Genomic DNA, 15,074 nt, shown 5'->3' with positions numbered 1-15,074 from the left:
CGCTCCTGGCAGGGTGGAACGGGGTGCGCTGGCAGGCGTATGGGCTCATGACTGTCCGCGGTGACCGTTCAACGGCCCGCGCCCAGGCCGTCGAGGACGGCTCAGGCGTAGGCGTCGGCGCCCAGTTCGGCGTTGGAGTACACGTCCTGCACGTCGTCCAGATCTTCCAGCATGTCCAGCAGCTTCTTGACCTGCAGGGCGACCTCGCCCTCGACCTTGATGTCGTTGTCCGCGCGGAACGTGATTTCCGCGTGATCGGCGACATGGCCGGCGGCGGTCATCGCGTCCTTGACCGCGTTGAAGGCGTCAGAGCTGGTGACCACGTCGATCGAGCCGTCGTCCGGATAGACCACGATGTCATCGGCGCCGGCCTCGATGGCGGCTTCGGTGATGGCCTCCTCGTCGGCGCCCGGGGCGAAGCTGAGCACGCCCAGGCGCTTGAACATGAAGGCCACCGAGCCTTCGGTGCCCATGTTGCCGCCGCACTTGCTGAACGCATGGCGGACATCGGCCACGGTGCGCACGCGGTTGTCGGTCAGGCAGTCGACGATCACGGCCACGCCACCGGGGGCGTAGCCCTCGTAGCGGACTTCCTCGTAATCGACGCCTTCCAGTTCACCGGTGGCCTTCTTGATGGCGCGCTCGATCACGTCCTTGGACATGTTCACGGCCAGGCCCTTGTCCACCGCCACGCGCAGGCGCGGGTTGTTGTTGGGGTCGCCTCCACCGCCGCGCGCGGCGACGCCGATCTCGCGGATGATCTTGGTGAAAATCTTGCCGCGCTTCGCGTCGGACGCGTTCTTGCGGGCTTCGATGGAGGGGCCTCTACCCATGGGTGCTACCGTCTGGCTGCTTCAGGATCAAGGCGCGGATTCTACCTGATCGGGCGCTGCAACCGTGTCTAGGCCCGATGGATGCCGCTGCGCTCGCCGGGCATGGCCCGGCGCTACCGCTGGCGATCTGGTGGTGCTTTTCCCGGTAGCGCCGGGCCATGCCCGGCGAAGAGCGTGCGAACCAACGGTTCGCACCCACCCTGGCAGGCCGTTCGCTCCCACCAACTTACGCGGCGGCGGCGTCGCGGCTGTGGTCGAAACGGCCATGGCGCAGGAAATGCGCGGTCTGCCGCGCGGCGTCGGGCGATACCACCAGGCCGCTGTGGCTGGTGCGCACCACGCAATGGTCGGCCAGCCCCGGCAGGCGGGTCTCGGCCAGTGCCACGGTGCCGTCGGAGGCATCGTCGATGGCACCCAGCAGGCTGCCCAGCCCATGCGGTACCGAGCCGGCGATCAGGCCAACCTCCGCCCGGCCCTGCCAGTCCGGCAGGCCATCGAGCAGCAGCTCGCTGCTGCGGCCCAGCGCCAGGCCCCAGCCGTGCTCGGACAACGAGCGTGCGGTACCACTGCCGCGCAGCGGCGAACCCAGGCAGACCACGCGCTGCACCGGCAGCTGCGGATTGCGCCGCAGCGCTTCCAGCGCCAGCAGCCCGCCCAGGCTGTGGCCGACCAAACTCAGCGGGCCGGCGTCGGCGAGCCGCTCCAGCAGCTGCGGTACGGCCACGTCCGGGCCACCGAACACCGAGGAATAACCAAACGCGTGCACCTGGAAGCCGCGCGCGCGCAGGCGCCAAGCCAGCGGCCCGACCCAGGCGCGGGCATTCCAGATGCCATGCAGCAGCAATACGGGGGGAGTCATGCAAACAGCCTGGCGGTCAGCGGGGCAGGAACGTACGGTGATTGAACACGCGCGCGCAGCAAGCGGCAGTGAACATCAGGCCGCGCGCGGTGCGCGGCGCAGGATGAATTCGAGATCGTTCGTGTCGCCCACCGGGAACAGGTATTCGCCGGCCTTCTCGAAACCGTAGCGGGCGTAGAAGCGCTGTGCGCCGAAGTTCTCCGACCACACGCCCAACCACAGGGTGCGCGGGCCCTCGTGTTCCAGCCAGGCCAGCGCGGTTTCCAGCAGGCGGCTGCCCCAGCCGCAGCTCTGCTGCGTCTTGATCAGGTACAGGCGCTTGAGTTCGCCGTCACCGGCCTTCACGTCCGGGTGCGGCAGGCCGCAGGGGCCGGCGGCGGCATGGCCGACCGCCTCCCCATCCAGTTCCAGCAGCCACACCGCGTAATCGGGGTGGGCCAGGATCACGCGCTGGCGCTCGACCGCGTAGGCCTCCTCCAGGAAGGCCTGCAGGTCCTGCGGCGGGTACAGATGGCCGAAGGTTTCAGTGAACGTGCGGGCGGCCAGCGCCGACAGGGTCGGCGCGTCGTCCACAGTGGCGCGGCGGATCGAATACATGAAGGAAGTTGACGCCAGGGCGAAGCAGGGGTCAAGCCTTTTCAGGCGACTCCGCTTCTTCTTCCCCGTCCTCTTCCTCGTACTCCTCTTCGTCCTCTTCTTCCTCGCCTTCCTCGTCCTCGTCGTACTCTTCCTCTTCGTCGTCCTCGTAATCCTCGACGCCGAAGTCTTCACCGTCCCAACGGCCTTCGCCGTCGGCGACGAAGGTCAGGGCCATCGCCGCCGGGTTGGTTCCGACGCGGACCAGCCAACCACCGAACACCCGTGCACGCTCGGTGACCAGGTTGGCCTCGGAGCCTTCATTGCCCAGCTTTTCCCACTCCAGCGAAAACGCAAACTCGGTCATTGCCTGGATCTCCTGATCAGTTGGTCTTGGGGCGAACCTGGATGTGCACTTCGGCCAGCTGCGCGTCGACGATCGGCGACGGCGCGTCGGTCATCAGATCCTGTGCACCGGTAGTCTTCGGGAACGGGATGACGTCGCGGATCGATTCGGTGCCGGCCATCAGCGCGGCGATGCGGTCGATGCCGAAGGCGATGCCACCGTGCGGCGGCGCGCCGTAGTTCAGCGCGTCGAGCAGGAAGCCGAACTTGGCGCGGGCCTCTTCGGCACCGATGCCGAGCAGCTCGAACACCGCGCTCTGCATGTCCGGACGGTGGATACGGATCGAACCACCGCCGATCTCATTGCCGTTGAGCACCATGTCGTAGCCGCGCGAAACGGCGGTACGGGCGTTGGCGCGCAGGTCGGCGATGTCGTCCACGGCCGGTGCGGTGAAGGGGTGATGCAGGGCGACGTAACGCTGTTCTTCCTCGTCCCATTCGAACATCGGGAAGTCGGTGACCCACAGCGGCGCCCAGCCGTCGGCGACCAGGCCGAAGTCCTTGCCGGCCTTCAGGCGCAGCGCGCCCATGAAGTCGGAGACCTTGTTGTAGCCACCGGCACCGAAGAACACGATGTCGCCGTTGCCGGCGCCAACATGGGCCACCAGCGCAGCGAAGGAGGCCTCGCTGAAGAACTTCTGGATCGGCGAGCTGATTTCGCCGTTGTCGGCGATCTTGATGTAGGCCAGGCCCTTGGCGCCGTACTTGGCGGCGTGCGCGGCGTACTCGTCGATCTGCTTGCGGCTCAGCGCTGCGCCGCCCGGGATCCGCAGCGCGGCGACGCGGCCTTCGGCATCGTTGGCCGGGCCGGTGAACACTGCGAACTCGCTGTCCTTGACCAGTTCAGCCACGTCGACCAGCTCCAGCGCGATGCGCAGGTCCGGCTTGTCCGAACCGTAGCGACGCATCGCCTCGGCCCAGGTCATGCGCGGGAAGCTGGCGTCCAGCTGGACGTCGACCACTTCCTTGAAGATGGCGCGGATCATGTCTTCGACGAAGTCCTGCACGTCGCGCTCGCGCACGAAGGCGAATTCCATGTCCAGCTGGGTGAACTCCAGCTGGCGGTCGGCACGCAGTGCTTCATCGCGGAAGCAGCGCGCGATCTGGTAGTAACGGTCGAAGCCGGCCACCATCAGGATCTGCTTGAACAGCTGCGGGCTCTGCGGCAGGGCATAGAACTCGCCCGGGTGCATGCGCGCCGGCACCAGGAAGTCGCGCGCGCCTTCCGGGGTGGCCTTGGTCAGGATCGGGGTCTCGATGTCCTGGAAGCCCTTCTCGTCCAGGTGGCGGCGCAGGGCCTGCACCAGCTTGATGCGGGTGCGCTGCATGCGCTGCATTTCCGGACGGCGCAGGTCCAGGTAGCGGTACTTCAGGCGGGTTTCCTCGCCCGGGTTCTCGTGCGCGTGGAACGGCAGCGGCGCGGCCTTGTTCAGCACGGTGATGGCGGTGGCGATCACTTCCACCTTGCCGGTGCGCATCTTGTCGTTCACCGCGTGGCGTGCACGCACCACGCCTTCCACCTGCAGCACATCCTCATAGCCCAGCGACGCGGCCACGGCGAACACGTCGGCGTTGTCGACTTCCACGGTCACCTGCACGATGCCTTCATGATCGCGGAGATCGATGAAGCAGACGCCGCCCTGGTTACGGGCCACGTCGGTCCAGCCGGCGAGGGTGACAGTCTGGCCAATCAGGGTCTCATCGACCAGGCCGCAGAAGTGGGTACGCATGGGGGGAAGCTCCGCTGGAGAACGCCGGCACCGGATGGGGGCCGGAAAGCCTCGTATTCTGCGGCCGAGGCCCCGGCCGGGGCAAATCCGGCCAGTCACACCGGCTTGATCGCCTCCCTCCCTATAGTCGGGCACCTACCACCGTATGGGATGCCGCCATGAAACCGCTGTCCCTGGCCAGCCTGGCCGTAACCCTCAGCCTGGGTGCGCTGGGCACCCTGGCCCTGCCCACCCCTTCCGCGCATGCGCAGAGCGGCGTGGTCCGCTGCGAAAGCCAGAACAACCGCGAACGGGTCTGCAACACCGGTTGGCGCAATGCGCAGCTGGTCCGCCAGCTGTCCGGCAGCGCCTGCGACGAAGGCCGCACCTGGGGCAGCCGTAACGGCAGCATCTGGGTCAGCAACGGCTGCCGCGCGGAGTTCGTCGAGGCCCGTGGCGGCTGGGGCGGCGGCAACGGGGGCGGCTGGGGCGGCAACAACGGCCGGCCCGGCGAGACCATCCGCTGCGAGAGTCAGAACAACCGCGAGCGCAGCTGCCCGGTCGGCTGGCGCAATGCCCGCCTGGTCCGCCAGCTGTCCGGCAGCCCTTGCGACGAAGGTCGTACCTGGGGCGTGCGCAATGGCGCGGTGTGGGTCAGCAACGGCTGCCGTGCCGAATTCGCCGAGGCCCGCGGCTGGGGCGGCGGCGGCTGGGGCGGCGGCAACAGCAACTATTCCGTCACCTGCAGCAGCAACAACAACCGCTCGCAGACCTGCGACTGGGATGAGCGCCAGGGCCGGCCGGTGCTGCAGCAGCAGTTGTCGGGCAGCGCCTGCCAGGAAGGCCGCAGCTGGGGTTACTCGCGTGGCCAGGTGTGGGTGAGCAACGGCTGCCGGGCGCGCTTCGGCACGCGGTGAGGGGTAGCGCCGGGCCATGCCCGGCGAGCGCAGTGGCGCGGTCAACTGCAGAAAACCCGCCGGGCACGGCCCGGCGCTACCGGGCTGGCTGCGCGGCCTCATCACCCCAAGGCGGCGGTGGCAGGTCGACCGGCTTGCTCAGGTCGAACTGCACGCGGAAGCGGCGGCCGTCCGGGCGCGTCAGTTCGTAGACGAAGGTCTGGTCGGGATCGATCTCCATCGCCCACGTGTTGTGGGTCGACGCCAGCATGTCGGCGCGGCGGAACATCGCCACCGACTCCGTATCGGCCGGGAACTGCTGGCGCTCGGCGGTGCCCGGTGGCGTGCTGTCGCCACCGTAGAGGGTGATCGCGTCGGGGCTGCCATCTTCGTGGCGGTGGTCGTGCTTCAGCCGCAGCCCGTTCGGCGTACGGGTCAGCACCCAGGTCCGCGAGTGGTCATCACCCACGTGGAACGGGATGCGCAGCTCATGCGCCGGGTCGGCGCAGCCACGCACATGCATGACCAGGCGCTGCCCGGCGAACGGATCCTTGCCGGTCGGTGCCGGCGAGTCCTCCACCACCTTGCCGGCGTAGGCCTGGCCGCAATGTGCAGCGATGGCGGCCATGAAGGCGTCGGCCGGTGCGGTCGCCAGATCATGGGCGACCGTATCGGAGCGCTGCGTGCACGCAGCGAGGCTGAGCAGGAGGGCGGCGGTAGTGGCAACGGCAATCGATCTCATGCCCCAACCCTAACGGCCATGGACGATGGGCGCAAACCGCGCGCCAGTCCCGCTCAGCGCTCGGCAGACGGTGCTGTCGGCAGTGCTTCGGTCGCCGCCACCGGTGCGGCCTCGCCCTGACCGGCCGGCTCCTGCTCCACCGGATCAACGTCAAACGGGGTACGGAACACCAGCGAAGGCAGCAGCGTAGTCAGCGCCGCGTACAGCAACAGCGCACCGAACAGCACCGCCGGGATCTGGAAGCGCTCGCGCATGATCGCCGCCAGCACCAGGGTGAAGATCAGCGTCGGTGCCAGCGCCAGCGAGACCCGCAGGCTGCTGCGGAAGCTCTCGCCGAACATCACCCGGCGCTGCAGCCAGACCACGCCGATGCGCAGCGGCAGCACCACCAGGGTGATCACGATGCCCAGCCCCAGCGCCTCGAAGCTGAGCGCTTCGCTGGGAACTTTGGTGCCGGCGTTGAAGAAGTAGAACGGCACGAAGAACGAGGCGAACAGGCGCAGCGCATGCAGGTTCTCGTGCGAGGCCAGCAACGGCATGCGCTGGTGCAGCAGGCGCGCGACCAGGCCGGCGATGAACGCGCCAACCAGGTAGTACACGCCCAGCAGGTAGGTGATGTAGGCCGCCACCATGCCGACCATCACCAGCAGCGAGAATTCCGAGCCGGGCGCATGCGGTGCCACCCAGCGACCCAGCGCGATGAACAGCAACGGCAGGCCGACCATCATCGCCAGCAGCGCCAGGCTGGACAGCGCCATATGCCCCGGATCGCCGGCCTGCAGCACGATGAACAACGCCGCCAGCGCCAGCAGTTCGCCGGCGATGGCCTTGCTGGTCACCCAGAACCGCTCGTCCTCGCTCAGGCCCAGCCGCGACAGCGAATCCATGATGAAGCCCGTGGACGGCGTCAGCAGCGCCAACGCCAACAGGCCAGCGGCCTGCCACGGCAGCCCCGCATAGCGCCAAGCCAGCCAGCCCACCCCGAACAGCGTGCCGGTACGGATGACCAGATGTGCCAGCAGCGGCCACATGCCCCGGCGCAGCGCCTGCAGATCCACTTCCAAGCCGGCGAACAGAAACAGCGAGGAAATGCCCAGGGTGGCCAGCAGTCCGATCACCGCATCATGTGCCTGATCCCCCAGCCAGAGCATGCCGATGATGCCGAACAGCAGGCAGGTCAGTGGTGCGGGCAGGCTGAAGCGCTGCAGCGCGCGCGGGATTACCAGCAGCGCGAAGATCAGCAGCAGGTAGATCAACTCATGGCTCATCGGGGTCTTCCGTGGGGTTCGAACGCGCGCAGGATGCGCGCGCCGAACCGATCCGGCAAGCGACGTTTGAATGACCCCGGTTACCTCACCCAATCAGTCGATCAGCGATCCGGCCCACCTGGGCCAGCACCTGGGCGCGCTGCTCGTTGCTGATCGCACTGGCCTGCAGATAGGCGGTCAGCACCCACGGTGCGCCGCCTGCCCGCGGCCACAACACGGCAATATCGTTGCGCACGTCCTCGCCATTGCTGCCGGTCTTGTCGCCCACCCGCCAGCGCTTGCCCAGTCCCGCGCGCAGGCAGGCGTCACCGGTCTCGTTATCGATCAGCCAGTCGGCCAGCTGCTGCCGCGATGCCGGCTGCAGCACTTTCCCCAGCACCACACGCTGCAGCGAACCCGCCATCGCAGCCGGGGTGGTGGTGTCGCGCGGGTCGCCTTCGGCGAAGCTGTTCAGCTCCGGCTCCAGGCGGTCACTGCGGCTCACCGTATCGCCACTGGCGCGCAGGAACGCGGTCACTGCGGGCGGGCCACCGACCACGCCGAACAGCAGGTTGGCGGCGGTGTTGTCGCTGGTGATGATCGTGGCACGGCACAGATCGCGCACCGTCATGTCCTTGCCTGCATGGCGGCGGGTAACCGGTGCGTGCGAGAGCAGATCGGCCTCGCGCACCGGCACGCGGGTGTCCAGCAATGCCGGCGTGCGCTCGGCCTGGCTGAGCACGGTAGCCGCCAGCATGCTCTTGAAGGTGCTGCACATCGGGAAGCGCTCGTCCTGGCGATGACCGATGCGGCGACCGCTGGCGGTATCGAGCAGGGTCACGCCCAAGCGGCCGGCGCAGGCCATCTCCAGCGCTGCGAAATCGTTGGCGGTGGTAATGGCAGCCTCGGTCGGTGCGCGTGCGCTGGCCTTGCCTGCCGCACGCGCCAGCAACGGCAGGGCAAGCGAAGAAGCGGCGGCGGCACCACTGAACTGCAGGAATCGGCGACGGGCGAGCATACGGAATCTCCTGGCAACCCCTCGATTATTCAGGCCAGCACGATGGGCGACCAGCGCGAAATATCAGCGAGAGACATGAACATTATTCATGCCTGTCGCATTCGACCCACTGCTGTTACGAACAACTCCATCGACAGGGTAGGATCAGCCATCACTCCAGCTCACGACTGCGCGATGTTGCACCCGACCCTGCCGCTGAATGCGCTGCGCGCGTTCGAGGCCGCCGCCCGCCATCAGAACTTCACCCGTGCCGCGCTGGAGCTGTGTGTCAGCCAGGCGGCGCTGAGCCACCAGATCCGGGGCCTGGAAGACCGGCTCGGCATCCGCCTGTTCCATCGCCTGCCGCGCGGCGTGGCGCTGACCGATGAAGGCGCAGCGCTGTATCCGGTGCTCAACGAATCGTTCGAACGCATCTCGGCCAGCATCGCGCGCTACACCGGCGGGCCGGCCCGTGAAGTGCTGACGCTGGGCGTGGTCGGTACCTTCGCCACCGGCTGGCTGCTGCCACGGCTGACCGCATTCGAGGCCGCGCATCCGGACATCGAGCTGCGCCTGCAGACCCACAACAACCGCATCGACCTGGCCGGCGAGGGGCTGGATCTGGCCATCCGCTTCGGTGATGGCGACTGGCAGGGCCAGGCCTGCACGGCGATCCTCAATGCGCCCTTCGCGCCGCTGTGCGCCCCGGCATTGGCGCGGCGGCTGAAGCAGCCGCGCGACCTGGCCACGCTGCCGTTGCTGCGTTCCTATCGCAGCGACGAATGGCCGCGCTGGCTGCAGGCGGCCGGCGTCAGCGGCGTGGAAGCACGTGGGCCGGTGTTCGATTCCTCGCTGACGGTGGCGATGGCCGCCGCCGGCGGTGCCGGCGTGGCCTTGCTGCCGCTGCGCATGTTCGAGCAGGAACTGGCCGAAGGCCGCCTGCTGCAGCCGTTCGGCACCACGCTGGAGCTGGGCCGATACTGGCTGACGCGGCTACGCTCGCGCGCCGAGCGCGAGCCGGCCAAGCGCTTCCGCGAGTGGCTGCAGGCGCAGGGCGCGTAGGCAGTGCCGGCCGCTGGCCGGCAATCCCTTGATCGTTGTGGGCGCATCGCGCTGCCGGCCAGCGGCCGGCACTACCGGTCAGGACTCGAGCAGTTCCATCCAGGCCGCTTCGGCCTTTTCCAGCTGCGCGGCAGCGGTTTCGCGGTCACGGCCGATCACCGCCATGCGGCTGGCATCGGCATAGTTGGCCGGGTCGGCGAGTTGGCGGTCCAGCTCGGCCAGCACACCTTCCAGCTCGGCCACCTTGGCCTCGGCGGCGGCCAGCTTGTGCGGGTTCACGGGCTTTTTCTGCACCACCTGTGCCACCGGGGCGGTCTTGACCACCACCGGCTCTTCCACCTGCTCCATGCGGGCCTTCGTGCCCTGCGCCTGCGGACGGGTGCGCAGCCACGCGGCGTATGCATCCAGGTCACCGTCGAACGGCTCGACCACGCCATCGGCCACGCGCCAGTAGGTATCGCAGACCAGGCCGATCAGGTGGCGGTCATGCGAGACCATCACGATCGCGCCTTCGAAGGTGGCCAGCGCTTCGGCCAGCGCTTCGCGCATTTCCAGGTCAAGGTGGTTGGTCGGTTCGTCCAGCAGCAGCACGTTCGGCTGCTGCCAGGCGATCAGCGCCAGCGCCAGGCGCGCGCGCTCGCCACCGGAGAAACCATCGACCGGCTCGAACGCACGGTCGCCGGGGAAATTCCACTTGCCAAGGAAATCGCGGAACGACTGGTTCGGCGCATCCGGCGCAATCTCGCGGAAGTGCTCCATCGGCGACTGGCCTTCGTGCAGCGACTCCACCGTGTGCTGGGCGAAGTAGCCGATCTTCAGGTCCGGGTGCGCCATGCGCTCACCGACGATCGGCGCCAGTTCACCCACCAGGGTCTTCACCAGGGTGGTCTTGCCGGCGCCGTTGGGGCCGAGCAGGCCGATGCGCTGGCCCGCTTCCAGGCCGAAGCCGACGTTGTGCAGGATCACCGCGTCCTTGCCGTAGCCGGCCTCGACGTGGTTCAGGCGGATCAGCGAGAACGGCAGCTTGGCCGGCGGCGCGAACTCGATACGGAACTCACGCTCGGCGCGCACCGCTTCGGTGCCGGCCAGCTTGGCCAGGCGCTTCATGCGGCTCTGCGCCTGCGCGGCCTTGCTGGCCTGCGCCTTGAAGCGGTCGATGAAACTCTGCAGGTGGGCACGCTCGGCCTGCTCCTTCTCGTGCGCGATCTGCTGCTGGCGCAGCTGTTCGGCGCGCTGGCGTTCGAAATCGGTGTAGCCGCCCGGGTAGAGCTTGGCGCCGCCGCCGTGCAGGTGCAGGGTGTGGGTGGCCACGTTGTCGAGGAACTCGCGGTCATGCGAGATCAGCAGCAGGGTGCCCGGGTACTTCAGCAGCCACTGTTCCAGCCAGTACACCGCGTCCAGATCGAGGTGGTTGGTCGGTTCGTCGAGCAGCAGCAGGTCGCTGGGCATCATCAGCGCGCGGGCCAGGTTCAGGCGCACGCGCCAGCCACCGGAGAACGAGGACACCGCGCGGTGGTGGGTCTCGGCCGGGAAACCAAGGCCGTGCAACAGCTTGCCGGCGCGCGCTTCGGCGTCGTAGGCGCCCATCTCGGCCATCTTCGTGTGTGCGTTGGCCACCGCCTCCCAGTCTTCGCGGGCGGTCGCCTCGGCCTCTTCGGCCAGCACCGCGGCCACCTCGGTATCGCCGCCCAGCACGAAGCTCAGCGCCGGGTCCGGCAGCGACGGGGTTTCCTGGGCCACGCTGGCGATACGGACCTTGCCGGGCAGGTCGACGTCACCCTTGTCGGCCTCCAGTTCGCCCTTCACCGCCGCGAACAGGCTGGATTTGCCAGCACCGTTGCGGCCGACCACGCCCACCCGGTAACCGGCGTGCAGGGTCAGGTCGACATTGGACAACAGCAGCCGCTCGCCGCGGCGCAAGGCGAAATTACGAAGGGAGATCATCGGGGAAGGGGTCCATATAACCGGATGGAATGTGCTGGTGAGCACTGTTCCTGCGACGCAATTCTAGCGTTAACGAATACTTGACGCGTCCCGGGATGCGCAGTGGCCGACGTTCCTCTCTCCCACGTCCTCGCCGCGCGCGTCCCGGGTCTCCTCCCCGCCGATGCCTGCCCGGGCTAAATGGTTGCTGCTGCAACGTTTTTTCCGATGACCGGCATTTGACAGGCACTGAATATCCCGTTAATTGCTGTATTGCGCACCGCAACAACCGCCGTCCGCCTCACCCCCGTGATGTCGATTCCGGTGCCGCCCCCGCCAACCGGAGCCCATCCCGATGACCCGCAAGACCAGCCTGATCGCCGCCGCCGTCGCTGTCGCACTCGGTGGCTCTCCGTTCGTCGCCGCCGCCCAGCAGGCCGGCACCGCCGCCAATACCCTGGACACCGTGATCGTCACCGGCACCCGCGTGGCCGACCGCACCGTCGCCGAATCGCAGTCGCCGATCGACATCATCACCCCTGAAGTGCTGCAGTCCACCGGCACCAGTGAGCTGGCCACCGCACTGTCGCGCGCCCTGCCCTCGCTGAACTTCCCGCGCCCGGCCTTGACCGACGGCACCAGCGGCGTGCGCCCGGCGCAGCTGCGCGGCCTGTCGCCGGACCAGGTGCTGGTGCTGGTCAACGGCAAGCGCCGCCACACCTCGGCGATGATCAACGTCAACGGCAGCATCGGCCGTGGCTCGTCGGCGGTGGACATCAATGCGATCCCGATCGCCGCCATCGAGCGCGTGGAAGTGCTGCGCGACGGTGCGTCGGCACAGTACGGCTCGGACGCCATTGCAGGCGTCATCAACATCGTGCTCAAGGGCAGCGGCCGTGGCGGCAGCCTGGCCGTGGACTACGGCCAGTACTCGGCCGGTGACGGCAACAAGTACCAGCTCTCCGGCGATACCGGCGTCGAGTTCGGCAACGGCCGTGGTCGCGTGCACGTGGCTGGCCAGATCAGCCAGCAGGACGAGAGCAACCGCGCCGGCCCGTACCGCGGCACCACGCCGAACACCGGCAACTTCCCCAGCATCGGCCAGAAGACCTTCATCGTCGGCGACCCGCGCGTGGATGCCACCGCCGCCTCGGCCAACGCCAGCTTCGACTTCAGCGACCACGTGACCGGCTACGCCAGCGCGCTGCTCAGCAACCGCGACATCACCTCGTTCGCGTTCTACCGTTCGCGCAACCACAGCGGGCAGAGCGCGCTGCTGGCGCAGACCTACCCGGACGGCTACGTGCCGGAGATCAACCAGTACTCCAAGGACCGCTCGCTGGTGGCCGGGGTCAAGGGCAACACCGACAACGGCTGGACCTGGGACCTGAGCCTGAACCACGGCGAGAACACCCTCGACTTCCACACCCGCAACAGCATCAACTACAGCCTCGGCGCCACCAGCCCGCGCTCGTTCTACGACGGCACGCTGAAGTACCAGCAGGACATCTTCAATGCCGACCTGACCAAGTCACTGGACTGGGGCCTGGCCTACCCGGTCACGCTGTCCTTCGGTGGTGAGTACCGCAAGGAAAAGTGGGACCAGAACCCGGGCGAGCTGAACTCGTACACCGGCAGCGGCGCGCAGGGCTTCGCGGGCTTCACCCCGACCAATGAAGTGCATGCCGACCGCCACAACTACGCGGTCTATGCCGGCCTGGAAGCGGACCTGACCGAGAAGTTCTCGGCCGGCATCACCGGCCGCTACGAGGACTACTCGGACTTCGGCGACCGCTTCTCCGGCAAGCTGTCGGCGCGCTATGCATTCACCGACAAGGTCGCGCTGCGTGCCACCGCCTCCAGCGGTTTCCGCGCGCCCTCGCTGGCGCAGCAGGGCTACCAGGCGGTGACCAGCCAGTTCCTCAATGGCGTGTTCGTCGAGCGTGGCACCTTCCCGACCACCAGCCCGGCCGCGCAGGCGCTGGGCGCCTCGCCGTTGAAGGCCGAAACCTCCACCTCCTACAGCCTGGGCCTGGTGCTGCAGCCGGTCGACCGCCTGTACATCACCGTCGATGCGTACCAGATCGACATTGATGACCGCATCGCGCTGTCGTCCAGCATCACCACCAACGCCGCCACCAGCGCGCTGCTGGGCACCCTCGGCCTGCCGCAGGTGACCGCGTTCTCGTACTTCACCAACGGCCTGGATACGCGCACCCGCGGCGTCGACTTCGTGTCCAGCTATACGGTGCCGTTCAGCGCCAGCAGCCTGGAGCTGACCGCCGCCTACAGCTACAACGACACCGAAGTGCGCCGCGTGGGCGGCACCCCGGCGGTGTTTGGCACGCTGGGCCTGACCCAGTCGCTGATCGGCCGTGATGAGATCGGCCGCATCGAGGACAGCTACCCGCGCGACAAGGCGATCCTGAGCGGCACCTGGCGTTCGGATCACTGGGAACTGGGCCTGGCCGCAACCCGCTACGGCAAGTTCACCGTGCGCAACTCGGCCACCGCGCTGCGCGACCAGACCTACGGCGATGCCTGGGTGGTGGATGCCTCGGCCAGCTACAAGCCGAGCAGCAACTGGACCTTGACCGTGGGCGCCGACAACCTGCTGGACAAGTACCCGGACCGCACCGAAGACCTGCAGAACTCCACCTTCGGCATGCTGCCGTACAGCAACTACTCGCCGTTCGGCTTCAACGGCGCGTATGTGTACGGGCGGATCAAGTACACCTGGTAAGGGGTACTGCCGGCCGCTGGCCGGCAACTCCTAGCCACATCTCTCACACCCGCCGGAGTGATCCGGCGGGTGTTTTGTTATGTGCTGCGGGCAAGATCAGCCGCGCGGCTGGCAATTGGACGTGCGATGACCTTCTGCGATCACACGGACAGACTCGAGACAGTTGTCCAGACTGTCAAAATTCACGCTCACTTGAAGACCAGGCAGCGACCACCTCGCGCTGCCAAACGTTCCTTCATCAAGCCAACGACTGGCTCGTTGATCCATGCGCTCTTCGAGAATGGACGGCGGATCATCGAATTGAAGGCCGAATGGCAGCGGCCCAGCCCAGGCTCTTGAGTTTCCCAGTCGATCGCGGACGAAACTGATGCCGGTGCATACCGGATGGCTACCAGGCACGCCCTGCCTACTGTCAAAGTAAAGGATGAAGCCATGCTCGTCGGCTCTATCAACGACCTCGCTGCTCGCCTCCGCCATCAGACTCGCAAGACCAAGGTCCCGGAACGCGACCTGGAAATCGGGGTCATTGGTCGATCTGCCGAGGACAGCGAGCACCTGCTCCGCCGAAGGGTACTCGCGCGTTGCCGGTGCGCAAGCCAATGGATGCATGGGAATTCCCAAGCTGATATCAAAGATCCCACACGCTCCTGCCTGTTTGATGCATCCAGCCTGATACGTCAGACGGATGCGGTAGTCAGGCAACCACCACGCGTCACGCCTGCCGGCGTGCAAGCTGTCCCCAAAGCCCGCCGTGGCGAGCCTTTCGCGCGCTGTCGTCCTATCGTCCTCCCATTGCAGGCCAAACAGCAGGTCGCCTTCGTACCTGCGCATGACATCCGGAATGCCGGCCGTCACCGCAACGTTGGTGAAGATCAGCTCACCGCTCTTGCCGTGCGAAGCAATGGATCGCCCGTTCCAGTAGTTGCGCTCGCTGAAGGAGAACAGCATGCCCCGCGCGCTCACACGCACAATCGCCTCGTAAGGGCTTTTGGCAGGACGGGCCAGCTCTGGCCTTCGCCTGACGCCAAGCGACTGCAGCATCGTTGAGACGGCTGGGTCAGTGGCGCTTCTGCCAAACAGGG

The 15,074-nt window shown here is 67.4% G+C and carries 13 protein-coding genes; 3 read left to right on the top strand and 10 right to left on the bottom strand.

Features of this window, described 5'->3' with window-relative positions; all coding sequences use genetic code 11:
* Window positions 1–101: 101 nt before the first annotated feature.
* From AC5P9W_RS14475 to aspS, 5 genes are all read right to left on the bottom strand, one after another.
* Window positions 102–833 (bottom strand): YebC/PmpR family DNA-binding transcriptional regulator, encoded by a 732-nt coding sequence (locus AC5P9W_RS14475; RefSeq protein WP_456115834.1) that lies wholly within the window; start codon window positions 831–833, stop codon window positions 102–104.
* A gap of 226 nt (window positions 834–1,059) precedes the next feature.
* Window positions 1,060–1,692, bottom strand: coding sequence for an esterase/lipase family protein (locus AC5P9W_RS14470; protein ID WP_019660134.1), 633 nt, complete (start codon window positions 1,690–1,692; stop codon window positions 1,060–1,062).
* A 75-nt stretch (window positions 1,693–1,767) separates the two neighbouring features.
* Complete coding sequence (locus tag AC5P9W_RS14465) at window positions 1,768–2,289, bottom strand: GNAT family N-acetyltransferase (RefSeq protein WP_155029997.1); 522 nt, start codon at window positions 2,287–2,289, stop codon at window positions 1,768–1,770.
* 31 nt (window positions 2,290–2,320) lie between these two features.
* Complete coding sequence (locus tag AC5P9W_RS14460) at window positions 2,321–2,635, bottom strand: DNA primase (protein ID WP_111098899.1); 315 nt, start codon at window positions 2,633–2,635, stop codon at window positions 2,321–2,323.
* 16 nt (window positions 2,636–2,651) lie between these two features.
* Complete coding sequence (aspS, locus tag AC5P9W_RS14455) at window positions 2,652–4,403, bottom strand: aspartate--tRNA ligase (protein ID WP_111098900.1); 1,752 nt, start codon at window positions 4,401–4,403, stop codon at window positions 2,652–2,654.
* Window positions 4,404–4,561: 158 nt separating this feature from the next.
* Between aspS and AC5P9W_RS14450 the strand changes: the two genes are divergently transcribed.
* Window positions 4,562–5,299, top strand: a complete 738-nt coding sequence (locus AC5P9W_RS14450; RefSeq protein ID WP_111098901.1) for a DUF3011 domain-containing protein — start codon at window positions 4,562–4,564, stop codon at window positions 5,297–5,299.
* Window positions 5,300–5,375: 76 nt separating this feature from the next.
* Here AC5P9W_RS14450 and AC5P9W_RS14445 read toward each other — a convergent pair whose 3' ends face one another.
* The 3 genes from AC5P9W_RS14445 to blaL2 form a co-directional block, all read right to left on the bottom strand.
* The gene (locus AC5P9W_RS14445; RefSeq protein ID WP_207050051.1) at window positions 5,376–6,020 is read right to left on the bottom strand and encodes a hypothetical protein; all 645 of its coding nucleotides are present in this window, start codon (window positions 6,018–6,020) and stop codon (window positions 5,376–5,378) included.
* A gap of 53 nt (window positions 6,021–6,073) precedes the next feature.
* Window positions 6,074–7,288 carry a cation:proton antiporter gene (locus tag AC5P9W_RS14440; RefSeq protein WP_019660140.1) on the bottom strand — a complete coding sequence of 405 codons (1,215 nt, stop codon included), beginning with the start codon at window positions 7,286–7,288 and terminating at the stop codon, window positions 6,074–6,076.
* An 85-nt stretch (window positions 7,289–7,373) separates the two neighbouring features.
* Entirely contained in the window at window positions 7,374–8,285 is a 912-nt protein-coding gene (blaL2, locus tag AC5P9W_RS14435) for a L2 family extended-spectrum class A beta-lactamase (protein WP_207050049.1), read from the bottom strand.
* Window positions 8,286–8,459: 174 nt separating this feature from the next.
* On the opposite strand from blaL2, the gene ampR reads away from it, so the two are divergent.
* Window positions 8,460–9,326, top strand: coding sequence for a LysR family transcriptional regulator AmpR (ampR, locus tag AC5P9W_RS14430; protein ID WP_207050048.1), 867 nt, complete (start codon window positions 8,460–8,462; stop codon window positions 9,324–9,326).
* A gap of 78 nt (window positions 9,327–9,404) precedes the next feature.
* On the opposite strand, the gene AC5P9W_RS14425 is transcribed toward ampR, so the two are convergent.
* Window positions 9,405–11,270: an ATP-binding cassette domain-containing protein gene (locus AC5P9W_RS14425; protein WP_197575572.1), complete on the bottom strand. Its 1,866-nt coding sequence runs from the start codon at window positions 11,268–11,270 to the stop codon at window positions 9,405–9,407.
* Between the two features lie 334 nt (window positions 11,271–11,604).
* Here AC5P9W_RS14425 and AC5P9W_RS14420 point away from each other — a divergent pair, with 334 nt between their 5' ends.
* Window positions 11,605–13,992: a TonB-dependent receptor plug domain-containing protein gene (locus AC5P9W_RS14420; RefSeq protein WP_206621691.1), complete on the top strand. Its 2,388-nt coding sequence runs from the start codon at window positions 11,605–11,607 to the stop codon at window positions 13,990–13,992.
* Between the two features lie 96 nt (window positions 13,993–14,088).
* Here AC5P9W_RS14420 and AC5P9W_RS14415 read toward each other — a convergent pair whose 3' ends face one another.
* Complete coding sequence (locus tag AC5P9W_RS14415) at window positions 14,089–15,033, bottom strand: hypothetical protein (protein WP_229301563.1); 945 nt, start codon at window positions 15,031–15,033, stop codon at window positions 14,089–14,091.
* Between the last annotated feature and the right edge of the window lie 41 nt (window positions 15,034–15,074).

The organism is Stenotrophomonas sp. YJH_SMC_33 (assembly GCF_059372295.1).
The sequence above is the reverse complement of the archived record's forward strand: the minus strand, read 5'-3'. Positions and strand labels throughout refer to the sequence as shown.